This is a genomic window from Mesorhizobium sp. M7A.F.Ca.US.010.02.1.1 (genome assembly GCF_004023085.1).
In the GTDB taxonomy this organism is placed as follows: Bacteria; Pseudomonadota; Alphaproteobacteria; order Rhizobiales; family Rhizobiaceae; genus Mesorhizobium.
In genome coordinates, this window is sequence record NZ_RZRV01000076.1 from 1 (window position 1) to 12,523 (window position 12,523).

Annotated in this window: 12 protein-coding genes and 4 pseudogenes; 5 read left to right on the forward strand and 11 right to left on the reverse strand. The window is 60.5% G+C overall.

Annotated elements, in window-relative coordinates; translation table 11 throughout:
• Positions 1-589 (forward strand): annotated as a pseudogene (locus EOA19_RS33990) (methyltransferase domain-containing protein); the annotation flags it as partial.
• Positions 590-693: 104 nt separating this feature from the next.
• Here EOA19_RS33990 and EOA19_RS33995 read toward each other — a convergent pair.
• Positions 694-1,020 carry a GYD domain-containing protein gene (locus tag EOA19_RS33995; protein ID WP_127297801.1) on the reverse strand — a complete coding sequence of 109 codons (327 nt, stop codon included), beginning with the start codon at positions 1,018-1,020 and terminating at the stop codon, positions 694-696.
• 466 nt (positions 1,021-1,486) lie between these two features.
• Positions 1,487-1,642, reverse strand: a complete 156-nt coding sequence (locus tag EOA19_RS35520; RefSeq protein WP_164780543.1) for a hypothetical protein — start codon at positions 1,640-1,642, stop codon at positions 1,487-1,489.
• Positions 1,643-1,680: 38 nt separating this feature from the next.
• On the opposite strand from EOA19_RS35520, the gene EOA19_RS34000 reads away from it, so the two are divergent.
• Positions 1,681-1,905, forward strand: a complete 225-nt coding sequence (locus EOA19_RS34000; protein ID WP_127297802.1) for a hypothetical protein — start codon at positions 1,681-1,683, stop codon at positions 1,903-1,905.
• A 458-nt stretch (positions 1,906-2,363) separates the two neighbouring features.
• Here EOA19_RS34000 and EOA19_RS34010 read toward each other — a convergent pair whose 3' ends face one another.
• Positions 2,364-3,965, reverse strand: a complete 1,602-nt coding sequence (locus tag EOA19_RS34010) for a winged helix-turn-helix domain-containing protein (protein WP_128306044.1) — start codon at positions 3,963-3,965, stop codon at positions 2,364-2,366.
• A gap of 141 nt (positions 3,966-4,106) precedes the next feature.
• On the opposite strand from EOA19_RS34010, the gene EOA19_RS34015 reads away from it, so the two are divergent.
• Positions 4,107-4,310 carry a hypothetical protein gene (locus EOA19_RS34015; protein ID WP_127297804.1) on the forward strand — a complete coding sequence of 68 codons (204 nt, stop codon included), beginning with the start codon at positions 4,107-4,109 and terminating at the stop codon, positions 4,308-4,310.
• Between the two features lie 180 nt (positions 4,311-4,490).
• On the opposite strand, the pseudogene EOA19_RS34020 reads toward EOA19_RS34015, so the two are convergent.
• The 8 genes and pseudogenes from EOA19_RS34020 to EOA19_RS35535 form a co-directional block, all read right to left on the reverse strand.
• A pseudogene (locus EOA19_RS34020) lies at positions 4,491-4,619 on the reverse strand (transcriptional regulator); the annotation flags it as partial.
• 711 nt (positions 4,620-5,330) lie between these two features.
• Positions 5,331-6,848: an aldehyde dehydrogenase gene (gene adh, locus EOA19_RS34025; RefSeq protein WP_127297806.1), complete on the reverse strand. Its 1,518-nt coding sequence runs from the start codon at positions 6,846-6,848 to the stop codon at positions 5,331-5,333.
• A gap of 141 nt (positions 6,849-6,989) precedes the next feature.
• Entirely contained in the window at positions 6,990-7,958 is a 969-nt protein-coding gene (locus EOA19_RS34030) for a helix-turn-helix domain-containing protein (protein ID WP_127297807.1), read from the reverse strand.
• A gap of 152 nt (positions 7,959-8,110) precedes the next feature.
• Positions 8,111-8,758, reverse strand: coding sequence for a helix-turn-helix domain-containing protein (locus EOA19_RS34035; RefSeq protein ID WP_127297808.1), 648 nt, complete (start codon positions 8,756-8,758; stop codon positions 8,111-8,113).
• 140 nt (positions 8,759-8,898) lie between these two features.
• Positions 8,899-9,066 carry a hypothetical protein gene (locus EOA19_RS35525; RefSeq protein ID WP_164780541.1) on the reverse strand — a complete coding sequence of 56 codons (168 nt, stop codon included), beginning with the start codon at positions 9,064-9,066 and terminating at the stop codon, positions 8,899-8,901.
• Between the two features lie 88 nt (positions 9,067-9,154).
• Positions 9,155-10,020 (reverse strand): annotated as a pseudogene (locus EOA19_RS36255) (MgtC/SapB family protein); the annotation flags it as partial.
• A 1-nt stretch (position 10,021) separates the two neighbouring features.
• Positions 10,022-10,987 (reverse strand): annotated as a pseudogene (locus tag EOA19_RS36260) (PAS domain S-box protein); the annotation flags it as partial.
• Between the two features lie 42 nt (positions 10,988-11,029).
• Positions 11,030-11,173, reverse strand: coding sequence for a hypothetical protein (locus EOA19_RS35535; protein ID WP_164780545.1), 144 nt, complete (start codon positions 11,171-11,173; stop codon positions 11,030-11,032).
• 5 nt (positions 11,174-11,178) lie between these two features.
• On the opposite strand from EOA19_RS35535, the gene EOA19_RS34050 reads away from it, so the two are divergent.
• Both EOA19_RS34050 and EOA19_RS36265 read left to right on the forward strand, forming a co-directional pair.
• The gene (locus EOA19_RS34050; protein WP_164780547.1) at positions 11,179-11,991 is read left to right on the forward strand and encodes a universal stress protein; all 813 of its coding nucleotides are present in this window, start codon (positions 11,179-11,181) and stop codon (positions 11,989-11,991) included.
• A gap of 219 nt (positions 11,992-12,210) precedes the next feature.
• The gene (locus tag EOA19_RS36265) at positions 12,211-12,420 is read left to right on the forward strand and encodes a DUF6455 family protein (RefSeq protein ID WP_245486453.1); all 210 of its coding nucleotides are present in this window, start codon (positions 12,211-12,213) and stop codon (positions 12,418-12,420) included.
• Positions 12,421-12,523: the final 103 nt, after the last annotated feature.

Here is a 12,523-nt window from a genome sequence, read left to right on the forward strand (position 1 = left end):
AAAAGCCAAAGCAAACGCGCCGTAAAACGGCTAATCGGTTATGATTCCCGCAACTGGCTGCGCATCCGCCAGATCGAGGCATTCACGCTTTTTCTCGAAGCCGGCAACCGCAAGGCCGCCGACGTGATCGAGATCTCGCCCGGCTGGAACCGATATTGGCGGGCGATGTGCCCCAACTACCGCTCGGTCGATTTCCCCGGCTTCGACAATCTGCAGGGACCGCACAGACGAGCAATATTCGATCGTCATCGCCGACCAGGTGCTGGAACATGTGCGCCGGCCGCAGGCGGCGGTGGATAACATCCACGCCATGACGAGGCCCGGCGGTTGGGCGATGGTGGCAACGCCCTTCTTGTTCCGGGTGCACGCTAGGCCGCACGACTACAACCGATGGACGCCCGCAGGCCTCAAACAGCTGATGGTTGAGGGCGGCTTCGCGGAAGCCAACGTCAAAGTCCACGGCTGGGGCAACAAGGCCTGCGCCAAGGCCCATATCGGCGGCCCCGTTCGCGCCTACGGCCTGTGGCGCGATCTCAGCAACGACGAGGAATACCCACTGATGGTCTGGGCGTTTGCGAAGAAGGCGTGAGAGGCCGATCGCCAAGGACAAAGCTAATGGCTTTGGTTCTGGCGAAGGAGGTTGACAACGGCGGGGGTTGCGGAACGCGCGCTGGCTAGACTCTGGGACGCCCTCTACGATGCCGGCGGGCGATACCGGATGGACTTCGCCTTCCCAAGGGCTTCCATCGTCTCTTCGACGCTTAGGAGGACGGTGGTCTCGTACGAGCTGAGCGCTCCCCCCGCACCGATGGCAAGCGCGACGGATGCCATCGAAACGTTATCTGGCGCCTCCCACAGGTTCCAGCCATCGCGCCCTCCGAAGGCATACCAGAACCCATGCAGCTTTCCGCCCACTGACTCGATGTAAGACCGGGCCGCCTCGCGTCGATCCTCGGGATTTTGGATCAAGCGCGCCCATGTCTCGGGCGTATAGCTGAATCGGGAGAGATACATGGGCATGGTTCACCTCCAAAGTCGCCGCCTAACCAGCTTACGGATAGGCTCACAGGCCGACGAAATATGCGCTCAAGCTAATAGAAGCGCCGCAAGCGAAATTAGCTGGGCCGCAGTTGGTGTTAACGTCCGGTCCGTGCAAGAGCACGCTTGTGCTCGATCACCGCTTCGCCTTCCTGATCCTCGGCAAGTCCTGCGTGTGGGTCTTGAACTCGTCAGCAGGCCCGGCACGAAGGCGCAAAAAAGCGGCGCGAGGACCCCGGCCGGCGTGTCGTTCGATTGGAAGGCTCGGCGGTACATCCAAATCTGAAACTCGCGGGGGCCTGGCATGCGAATAGCAGGGACGTTGCCCAACGGTCGTTGCAGCGGTGGACGGGCTCACCACGCAGACAGCATGGCGCGACGTTGTGGTGGATGGCGGGCCAGGTGAAGCCATCGGTTAGGCTGAGATTTTGTGCCATAGAGGATAGGTCTAGTTGTACCCGAGCAGATGGCGAAGCCCAACTATCGGCAGATAAACGGTCCAAATCATCCCGATGGCGGCGGCAACGCCGAGGCCGATTGCGGGAGCCCAAACCTTCCAGAGCATCTGGAGCCGCGCCGCTATTTCAGTCAAACTGTCTTCCATTGATCGCTCCCCAAGTCGATTCGAAGGCGAGAATGCCAATGAACGCCAAGACCGCCGCTCTTGCAATCACCGCAAGTCTTTGCATCGCGGGTTTCGCCTATTCCAGCGGTCACGAGGCCGGTCGGGTGTCCCAATTGAAGGACACGGTGTCGGCTTACAACCGACGCATGGGGATTGACGACAAGGCCAACAGCCTCGGCCGCGTCGATCTCTGCCTGGAGCTTGGTGGCCTACTTGATGAATGCGAGCGGATAGACCGCTGATCTGCTGAACGGCTGATTTTTGAACCTGCCACCTTCATTGCCGACAAGCGGGCGCTATGGGACCGCGTTCAGGGCAAGGCCGGCGCACCGCCGCCGAAAGGTTAGCCAAAGAGCAGGCCCGAATGGCTCAAGCCGGGTTTGGTGGGCGGGTCAAGTTCCTTAAAGGCGAGGAGAAGCTACGTCACGCCTCGCTGAAGGACTTCTGGGAAGTCCAATGAGGATGCGCCTAGACGGCACCCTTTCAGATATTTATATTAGATGCCTCTAAAGTAGCGATGAGCCGCTCGGCTTCAGATTGCGCCAAGGGCCTGCTTTTTCATCCGGGGGACGCCAGTATGACAAGCGAACGTCAGCACGAATACGAACTGCTTGCGCGTCGACCTACGGACTCGCCGCAACCGGCGTCTGCTTGCGGCGATCGCCCGGCATGGGACTGTGGGCGGGCGGCTGCTTTGTAGCTAACCTTGCGCATCGTGCCTGCCGGCTGCGATTAGATCCGCCTTCGGCAGGCCTGCGTCGACATGCTCTCGATCTTCCCGACGCCGGAACATGTTGACGTGGAAGAACCAGCCGATGAAATCTTCATATTGCACAGCTGGCGAGGATCCGCACCACAGCAGGCCAAATCTCTCGAGAGCCTGTCGCATGAGTTCCGAAGCCCGTTGCCGATCGCCGAGGTAGGTCAGGTTCGCGGCATGAAATGCCAGGATGTCAGGCCAGGTTCTCGGCGCCAATGCGAAGTACTCTTCAGCGGCGTCGTAACGCCTGGCAGTGACGTGAACAATTGCTCGCACGGCGGAGAACCAATCGCCGCCGAGAGGATGCAGAATCGCAGCGATCTCGGCTGCTTCATCAGCCGCATTTTGCTCGCCGAGAAACGCCAGTGCGAGCGCACGATCGATACAGAGGCTTGCATCGTTCGGATTGAGCGAAGCTGATATGGCGAACCTCGACCGGGCGCGTTCGAACTCACCAAGATAGAGGTGACTCCATCCCAGCGCATGGTGTGCTCGCGCCTCCGCTGCATCGAGCCGGACAGCCTGTTCCGCGCTTCGAAGCGCTGCCTCCTCGATCTTGCGGATGTTTGGAGAACCCGGTGACATCTGAGAGGTGCGTATGTGGCAAAAGGCCAGGCTTGCATGCGCTCGCGCGAACATCGGATCCTTGTTTATCGCCTCTTCGAGCAACCGCTCGCAGGCAGCGTTGCCATTGAGTGTCCAGACATCGGACCCATGCATCGCGCGCAACCAGAGATCATATGCATCAAGGCTTTCACTTCGTTTTGTCTTCGCCCGGATTTCCGTGTGTTGCTCCACTTGACCGACTATGGCGCTGACAAGCCTTCGGACCAACTCGTCGTGCACGGCAAACAAATCCCGAGCCATCCTGTCATATCGTTCTGCCCAGACGTGCCTGGCGGTCACGGTTTCGATAAGCTGGGCAGTTACCCTGACGCTTGCGCCTATCTTGCGCACGCTGCCCTCAACGACGTAGTGCGCTCCGAGCCTGCTCCCGATCTCCTTGATGTCGACCGTTGTCCCCTTGAAGCAGGCAGAGGAGTGGCGCGAGACGACGGCAAGGGGACGGTATCGCGACAATTCCGTGATTAGATCCTCGGTGATCCCGTCACTGAAATATTCCTGATCCGGATCACCACTCATGTTGCTGAACGAGAGTACGGCAATTGTGGTCTTGCGGTCGGCAGGCCGAATGGCGGTGGTCAGGCTCCCATGCAGCTCGGATCCATCGAAGTCATCGGGATCAACCTCCACAGGTCGCGGCCCGGCATATTTGTAGCCCCGGCCATGAACGGTCACTATCATGCCGGGGTCAAGCGCCTTGCGCAGCGCAGACACTTGTACCTGCAGGGTATTGTCCCCTACCACCATGTCCGGCCAGACGCTGTCGAAGAGCTCGGTCTTCCCGACCACGGATTCAGCCTTGTTCAGCAAAGTGCCGAGGATATCGAAGCAACGCGCTGGAAGCTCTATCGGTCCGTCCGGGCCGAGCAATTGCCGTTTCGCGCGTTTCAGCCGGTAATGTCCGAAGTGGATATCCATTGGAAAGGTGCCCCGTCCAAGGACAGCAGCTTAGCTGAAGCGACGGCGAAAGCGAACTTCAGTGTTGTTCAGGATTTTTCAGGTTCGCGCCAAGGACCTGTGCGTAAACCTAGGCGATGCTCGTGGCTACAGGAGGACGCCATGGTCGATATCGCCACCCACCTAGTCACCCATTCAAGACTGCTTCCCAAACTCGGTATCGGCACCGCACTGCTTGCAATGACCAAGGATCTGGGCGGAGCCTTCGAGATGGCGTACGTGACGCCTTACGAGACCATTGCTACTGCGCGTCGACCACCTCTCGCGAACCCATCTGATCTTCAGCGTCGTGATCCGAATTGGTAAAGGGCATTAGGGACGAAGGTCTGCTTTCGGGAAGTCGCAAACCTTGCGGCCGGAGGGAGGCGCAGACCCGCCGCTCGCTCGCTACGGCGCTGTTTACGGCGCGCTCGCCAGCCGGTACGCGCGGACCAATTCTGAATGACTGCCGTTCGCTTTGCGAATGAGTGCTTCCGGCTCCCTATCCTAGACTACCGCGTCGGCGATGCGCCCAAGACCACTTGCCGGAACATCAGCGCGTTCAATGGCGCCTATATAGCGGTCGATCAGGCCGGAGCGCTCTGCCAATTTGTCTTGAGTCATGTGCCGCCTGTTTCTGGCTTGTCGGTTGTCTTAGAACTTAGACCAGCCTCGACAAGTCGGCGGAAAGCCTCCGATCTGGTGGGAAGGTCGGGCTGATTTCGGCGCCAATCGTCAACGCGGGCAAGCAAGTCACCCGTGAGCCGCAGTTCGAAGCGCTCAGTTTTGTTATCAATAGCATCGGGCGTGTTTGACAATGACGAATGTCCGTAATGCGCGGTATGTACGTAAATTGTGGTTTGCGCTTTGCGGCCGAACAACGTGCACGAACACGTCGCTCGGCCTGACCACAACCCAAGCTGTTTGGAGCTCGGATCATGGTTGATTCCGACAATACCACGACTTTGCCCTTCTTCATCGGCCGGCAACGCGATGAGCTCGAAAGACCGGGCCCCCAAACCACAGAACCGCTTTGAGGCTATGGAGCGAGTGGCAACGAGCTCGATATACCTCATTGCTGTTATGTCGAATTCAGCAGCGGATGGAGGCGCGAATGATCGCCAATACCGGAATTCAGGTATTGACCGCAGGCGAGCCGATGCCATCGCAACTATCAGTGCCTACTACGGGTCTAGACTCTGAGCATCTCATAGCTTGCGAAGCCGAGGTCTTTGCGATGACCGAAGCTCTAAATTCCAAGATTCGATCCCTAAGGTCGCGGCTACGTCGCTCATCGGCGTCATCGCCCAGTTAGAAATGATCATTGTGGCAGAGCCGCGGGAGCGATCAGAAGAAGCCGAGTTTCTTCGGGCTGTAGCTGACCAGCATATTCTTGGTCTGCTGATAGTGGTCGAGCATCATCTTGTGGGTCTCGCGGCCAATGCCGGACTGCTTGTAACCGCCGAACGCGGCGTGCGCGGGATAGGCGTGGTAGCAGTTGGTCCAGACGCGGCCCGCCTGGATGGCGCGACCGAAGCGGTAGCAGCGATTTGCATCACGGCTCCAGATACCGGCGCCGAGGCCGTAGAGGGTGTCGTTGGCGATCGACAGCGCCTCTTCGTCATCCTTGAAGGTGGTGACCGAGACCACCGGTCCAAAGATTTCCTCCTGGAAAACGCGCATCTTGTTGTGACCCTTGAACACGGTCGGCTGGACGTAATAGCCGCCAGCAAGGTCACCCGGAAGTTCGGCGCGCCCGCCGCCGGTCAGCACCTGGGCGCCTTCCTGACGGCCGATGTCGAAGTAGCTCAAGATCTTTTCGAGCTGCTCCGAGGACGCCTGCGCGCCGAGCATGGTGGCCGGATCGAGCGGATCGCCCTGCACGATCGCCTGCACGCGCTTCAGCGCCGTCTCCATGAAGCGGTCGTAGATCGACTCGTGGATCAGAGCACGGCTCGGGCAGGTGCAGACTTCACCCTGGTTGAACGCGAACATGACGAAGCCCTCGACTGCCTTGTCGAAGAAGTCGTCGTCTTCCGCGAGCACATCCCGGAAGAAGATGTTGGGGGACTTGCCGCCCAGTTCGAGGGTTACCGGAATGAGGTTCTGGCCGGCATATTGCATGATCAGCCGGCCGGTGCTCGTCTCACCGGTGAAGGCAATCTTGGCGATGCGCGGCGAGGAGGCCAGCGGCTTGCCGGCTTCAAGGCCGAAGCCGTTGACGATGTTCAAGACCCCTGGCGGCAGAAGATCGCCGATCAGATCGGCCCAGAGCAGGATCGAGGCCGGCGTCTGCTCGGCCGGCTTCAGCACGACGCAGTTGCCGGCGGCAATCGCGGGCGCCAGCTTCCAGCACGCCATCAGCAGCGGGAAGTTCCAGGGAATGATCTGGCCAACCACGCCAAGAGGCTCGTGAAAGTGATAGGCAACGGTGTCGTCGTCGATCTGGGAGAGGCTGCCCTCCTGGCTGCGCAGTGCGCCGGCGAAATAGCGGAAATGATCGACGGCGAGCGGCACGTCGGCGGCGGTCGTTTCGCGGATCGGCTTTCCATTGTCCCAAGTCTCGGCGAGGGCGAGGAGGTCCAGATTGTCCTCCATGCGGTCGGCGATGCGGTTGAGGATCAGCGCACGTTCGGCAACGCTGGTGCGGCCCCAGGCGTCCTTGGCGGCATGCGCGGCATCGAGCGCGGCTTCGACATCGGCCGCGCCGGAACGAGCGACCTCGCACAACAGCTGGCCGTTCACCGGCGAATGATTGTCAAAGTACCGGCCGGCGCGAGGCTCGGCCCATTTGCCGCCGATGAAGTTGCCATAGCGCTTGGCAAAGGGGACCTTGACCGCGCGCGAAAATTCTACCTTGTTCATGTCTTCCTCCCGAAAGCGACGCCGCGGGATGCGGACGTTCCGGTCGAAAGCGTTGCAGGATGGATGCCGCAATGTCAGCCCCGTCCGGGCGCCGGACCAGACCGACCTGTCGCAAAACTGCGACAGGTCGGGACACGAACATCAATGTGGGCGGCGAATGCCGAGCCGGGCGAGCTTGCGATGCAGCGTGGCGCGAGAGATGCCGAGGTTTTGCGCGGCTGCGGAAACGTTGCCTTCTGACCGGGCAAGCGCGCGCTGGATGGCGGAACGCTCGGCTTCCGTCAAGTCTTTCGATGCTGCCGGCGCGTCGCCCAGGAAGTCTGTGGCGGGCAATGGCTTCGTCAGGCAATCCGGCGTGATGCCAAGCGCCAGCCGCGCGGCGCGGGTCGCCCCGACCACGAGATCGTCGGCATCGACCGCCACCAGCGCGCCCGTGCTCCTGTCGGCGACCGGCGCTAGCAGGATGCGCGCCTTCGGAAACGCCATGCGGAAATTGTCGGCCTCGATACGGCGGGCGGCTTCATTGACGGCCATTGCGATGAGATTGACGAAGCTCTCCGTCAGGTCGGCCCGGCAGGACGACACGTCGAGCGCGGCGACAAGGTTGCCCAAATGATCGTAGACTGGTGCCGTGGTGCAACTGAGCAGCGTGTTGCGGGTGAAGAAATGCTGATCACGGTGGATGGTGAGTGCGCGCTGCTCAACCAGGCACGTTCCGATGCCGTTGGTGCCCTCGCTGTGTTCACTCCACACCGAGCCGGTCCACAGGCCCCAGGAATGAAAGGTCTCGTCGTCGACCGGTGCGCCACGGCGATCGACCGGGACACCATCGCGATCAGCCAGCAACACGCAGCAGCCGACACCGCCGACGGCAAGATAGAGCCTGTCGAGACTGGACTGGGCGGCAGCGAGCAGAGGCTCGACCTTCTGCCGGGCGACGCTCAATTCGATATCCGTCAACCGCCGGGGTGATTTCTGGCCTGCAGGATCAAGCCTGTGCAACGAGGCCGAGCGCCGCCACGAAGCGACCAGCGCCGATTTTGCAGCGGCATCCGATGCGATCGATGCTTGAATACGGTCGGCATGCAATATGGCCATGTGCCGGTCCATGCCTTCCTCCCGAAGCCTGAACGCCGATAGACTTGCCCGCTGTTTCCTCAGTCTTCCAGCGGCAAGATGTCCTCCGCGCTGCTATCTTGCTCTTGGTGCCCCGCTGTCAATTGGTCTGAAGTGCTAGAACCATCCAGCAGTCGAAGCGCAGCTCATTCGCTCATCGCATGAAGCGCATCGTGCCTGACGATTTCGATGCTGCGCAGGCCGAGCAGGCGGATGACACCCTTGTCCTTCAGCCGGGTGAAGATCCGCGATACCGTCTCGATGGTGAGGCCGAGATAATCGCCGATGTCCATGCGCGACATCGGAAGTTCGACCTGCCGCAATCCGCCCTGCCGTTCCGCCATGTCCACCAGGAAAGCGGCGACGCGTTCGATGGCGTTCTGGCGGCCGAGAACCAGCAGGTGTTCCTGCGCCCTTGTCAGCCCCTTGAGCGCCAATGGCAGCAACCGATTAGAGAGGTCCGCGCCGGCAACGAACCGAAAGACGCGGACAGCCGTGGCGTTAATCGCTTCGGCGAAGAAATGATGGGTGGTGTCGGCTTCGAAACCGAAGGTCTCGCCGGCCAGATGGAAAGCGCTTATCTGCCGCCGGCCGTCGGCAAGCAGGCGATAGACGCGAACGGCGCCGAATTCGACCTGGTAGAAGCTTCCTGCCTTCTCGCCCTGGGCGTAGATTTCCGCGCCGGCGGGAAAGAAGCTGATCGGTTGCAGGGATGCGGCGTCGAGAGCCTCTGGCAGGCTCGACTGAGCGGACTGCGACGATACTGAGATCCTGGAGGTCGTGTAGACGTGCATGGCTGTTTTCCCGGTTGGTCCGTGGCACAGCAATCGCGCAAATCCGCGAGGCGCGAAATTCGGTTATGTCCCTACGGAAAAATACCTAGATGCCCGCCCAAGGTGGCACTGGAGCGTTGATCGCGAAGGCGCACGCCCGGTTACGCCCTGTTCGGTTTCCACTTGTCTGCGTCGATTCGGCCGTCGCCGGTCAATGGGGGGAGCACGTCATAGCCCTCTTTGCGGGCACCTGCCGGGCGGTCTTTCTCGCGAGCAAGCAACAGCCGGACATTGCGTAATTTCGGGGTAAGATCCATCAGATCTGCCATGGCGAACTCCTTTGATGGAGTGTCATAAAGCGCCGGCAGGACTTGGCCTTCGATTGGCATCAAAGAACGCATGAGGGTCTGGCTTGTCTCAGAGGCTCGGCAGCAGCATCGCGCAAGCACCGGCGGTCGCGGCGATCAGGGTTGCGCCGGCCAGCGGCAACCAGAACCTGATCGGGCCGGCAAATACTGCCAGCGACAGGCCGGCCGACCGCGTTTGCTGCCAGCGCCGCGAGCACCGCCTGGCCCACTGTCTCGACAGGGACCGAATGCTTGACCAGGCGCAAAGCACTGAGCACTGAGACATCGACATCGAATGTGCCTGCGAGCGCCGAGCTCGCCAGCAAGCCGCGTCCGCCGAATTGAGCAGCCAACGCGGCGCTCGAGGTCGCGACAATCGCAAAGAGCACGGCGAAGAGCAGCACGGGCCTAGTTCGAATGGATTGCGCGCGATCGCGCCGCCCTCGCGGTCTCCGCTATCCCGGGCCATCAGCAATGCGCCGAAAACAGCGAAGGAGAGTGCTGCGGCGATTGCCGGAATGCCGACCGAAACGAACCGCTCGGCTCGATGATCAGAACCACGGCGCAGACGCGTAGCAACGAAACCACCGCCGCCAGCGAAGCTGCGCCTGCAAGCGGCGATGGATTGGTTGCCGACGCGGCATTGCGGGCCAGCGCCACGGTTACGGCGGTTGAAGAGACGATGGCGCCGACGAGCGAGCTGACGAGCAGGCCGCGCGTGGTTCCAAGAACGCGGACGGCGACATAGCCAGCGAACGATATCGACGCCATCAGCACCGTGAGGAACCAGACCTCCCACGGGTTGAAGCCACCCCACCGGTCCAGTGTCCGGTTTGGCAGCAGGGGCAGGACGATCGCGGTCATCACTGCCAGGATCAGCGCCGAACGAAGCTCGATCCAGTTCAGGCGTTTCAAGAGGCCATGCAGGATTTCGCGACGCATTCTCGTCCCGGCTCTTCTCAAGCAGCCGGCGACTGCCTTTGAGGTAGTTCGTGATGGCGGTGAGCGGCTGGTTGATCTCATGAGCAAGCGTCGAGGCCATCTCGCCGAGTGCGGTGAACCGCTGTGCAGCAGCTCCTGCTGCTGCTCCTGGATTCTTGCTTCTGCCGGTGGCGTTCGGTCAAGTCGCGGCAGAAGCCGGTAAAGAAACGTCCGGTCCCCGGATACATCTCGCCAACGGAAAGCTCCATCGGGAAAGTCGTGCCATTCTTGCGTGCCCCGGTCACGGTGCGGCCGAGCCCGATGATCCGGCGCGCTCCCGTCGTCTGGTAGCGAAGCAGATAGGCGTCATGCTCGTCGCGGTAGGGCGAGGGCATCAGCATTTTCACGTTTTGACCGATGACTTCGCCTGACTGGTAGCCGAACAGCGTTTCGGCAGCGGTGCTGAAGGATTGAATCCCACCCTGCTCGTCGATGACCACCATCGCGTCCGGCACTGTCGCCAGAATCGAACGCAAATGATCCTCGCGCAAAAGAAGAGCTGCGTTTGCGAAGGAAAGCTCGCTAACATCGGTGCCTTCGACGAAGATAGCCGTAATGCGGCCATCGTCGGCCTTGATGGGCTGATAGACGAAATCGAGAATGCGCTCTTCGGCAGGTTCGTCATCCTTGCGAAGCGCGACTTTCACCGCCCGTCCCCTGTACGGCTCACCCGTTTCATACACTTGGTCCAGTAGTTCGTAGAAGCCTTGGCCTTCGAGCTCGGGAAGGGCCTCCCGCACGGACTTTCCAATCACTTGCCTGTGGCCGATCAGCCGTTGGTAGGCAGTATTGGTCAGTTCGAAGACATGATTTGGCTCACACATGAGAGCCATGAAGCTCGGGCTTGTTCGAACATTTGCGACAAGACCGATTTAAGCGTTGTCGAGCCGACCGACAAAATAAGCGCTTCGTCTTGGCTCACCTGGGATTCCTAGTTTCGATACTCCTGCAACAAGGCTAACTATCACTTCTCTCCGTACAGGCAAAACGGATCGAGGCCGACGTTTTTCGCACAGATGCTGTTGGCGGGTTCTTTGACGCGCATCAAGGCGTTGAGCGCCGATGGATGCATTTCATCATCGTATTCCACCGGTCCAGCGAAAGGCATCCATCATGTCCTACAAGTCAATCATCGTGAATCTCGCCGTGGATGCACCTCCGGCGGCCCTGGTGAAATTGGGGATCGGGCTTGCGGAACGGTTTGGCGCCCGTCTCATCGGTCTGGCGGCTGCAGATGTCCCACCATTGGTCGCGACTGGCGACGGTATGGTCTACGAAGGCGAGATCATGCAGATCCAGCGCACGGAAATCGAAAAGCGGCTTGCCGAACTGCGAGCCGAATTCGAGAGGCTGGTTCCTGCTTCGATCTTTAGCGAGTGGGGGCAAGCTGTTTGCAGTCCAACCCGCTTCCTGAGCATTTCGGCTCGATCCGCCGATCTTATTGTCACCGGCAGCGAGAAGGGGGAAAATGTCTTTCGTGCAGTGGACGTCGGCAGCCTGGTACTTGGTATTGGCCGGCCAGTCCTGGTTGCCGCGAGCAATGTCGAGCATGTCATGGCAAAGACCGTTCTTGTTGCCTGGAAGGACACCAGGGAAGCGCGGCGGGCGATAGCAGATGCGTTGCCCCTTCTGGCCAAGGCCAACGAAGTCGTCGTTGCCACAATCGATACGGACCACGACGAGAGCATCCGCGACAGCCTTGCCGATGTCGCGGTTTTTCTCGAACATCACGGCATCATGGCACGAACCGAACTGATCGCCGGCGACGCTGACGGCGACCGGTTGCTGACATTTGCGCGCTCGATCCATGCGGACCTGATCGTCTCGGGTGCCTATGGGCACAGCCGTCTGCGGGAATGGGCGTTCGGCGGAGTGACGCGCTCGCTGATTGAGGAAAGCGGCATCAACCGCTTCATGTCGTATTGATGGGTCGACGTCCCAGCAGCCGAGTGCGCGGCGGTGGGTCAGGAACTTCAATCTACCCCCTTCGCCGCCTTGGCATGGCAACGGCTCCGTCTGTTTATCGAGATCATGTCGTCGGCTGTCTGCATGGCTATGAGTCTCAAAAGGCAGGAGTGTCCAAGATGAGCTTTCTCGATTACCTGATTTCAGTCGACGCCAGGGCAGCTTTGGATGGCACGCATGATGCGGACGCTGGGTGTCGACAGGCAGTTGAAAGTGGTGCCGGACCATGCATCAGTAACCGATCGGGCGGTCAACCGTTGCCGATCCTGCGGCCATCAGGACGAATGCTCGACTTGGCTCGATCGACACGAGCAAGCCGATGCTCCGCCAGATTATTGTCGCAACCGCGACCTGATCGCACGGCTGCAGCATGCGGCCGGCCAGCGTTAGTCGTCGAGCGGCTACGCAGTTCGCCTTGGGAAAATGGTGGTGGTAGCCCTTGGCTACGAGACCAGGATGACGGACAACGGCTCGGCGCAAAATAGGTTGTCCT

Bases quoted from the DNA above. Each gene is read 5' to 3' on its own strand.
- EOA19_RS35525 (WP_164780541.1), bottom strand. From the start codon at position 9,066: ATGGCAGATCTGATGGATCTTACCCCGAAATTACGCAATGTCCGGCTG.
- EOA19_RS34010 (WP_128306044.1), bottom strand. From the start codon at position 3,965: ATGGATATCCACTTCGGACATTACCGGCTGAAACGCGCGAAACGGCAA.
- EOA19_RS35535 (WP_164780545.1), bottom strand. From the start codon at position 11,173: ATGCCTTTCGCTGGACCGGTGGAATACGATGATGAAATGCATCCATCG.
- EOA19_RS36265 (WP_245486453.1), top strand. From the start codon at position 12,211: ATGCGGACGCTGGGTGTCGACAGGCAGTTGAAAGTGGTGCCGGACCAT.
- EOA19_RS35520 (WP_164780543.1), bottom strand. From the start codon at position 1,642: ATGGAAGACAGTTTGACTGAAATAGCGGCGCGGCTCCAGATGCTCTGG.
- EOA19_RS34035 (WP_127297808.1), bottom strand. From the start codon at position 8,758: ATGCACGTCTACACGACCTCCAGGATCTCAGTATCGTCGCAGTCCGCT.
- EOA19_RS34050 (WP_164780547.1), top strand. From the start codon at position 11,179: ATGTCCTACAAGTCAATCATCGTGAATCTCGCCGTGGATGCACCTCCG.
- EOA19_RS34030 (WP_127297807.1), bottom strand. From the start codon at position 7,958: ATGGACCGGCACATGGCCATATTGCATGCCGACCGTATTCAAGCATCG.
- adh (WP_127297806.1), bottom strand. From the start codon at position 6,848: ATGAACAAGGTAGAATTTTCGCGCGCGGTCAAGGTCCCCTTTGCCAAG.
- EOA19_RS34015 (WP_127297804.1), top strand. From the start codon at position 4,107: ATGGTCGATATCGCCACCCACCTAGTCACCCATTCAAGACTGCTTCCC.
- EOA19_RS34000 (WP_127297802.1), top strand. From the start codon at position 1,681: ATGAACGCCAAGACCGCCGCTCTTGCAATCACCGCAAGTCTTTGCATC.
- EOA19_RS33995 (WP_127297801.1), bottom strand. From the start codon at position 1,020: ATGCCCATGTATCTCTCCCGATTCAGCTATACGCCCGAGACATGGGCG.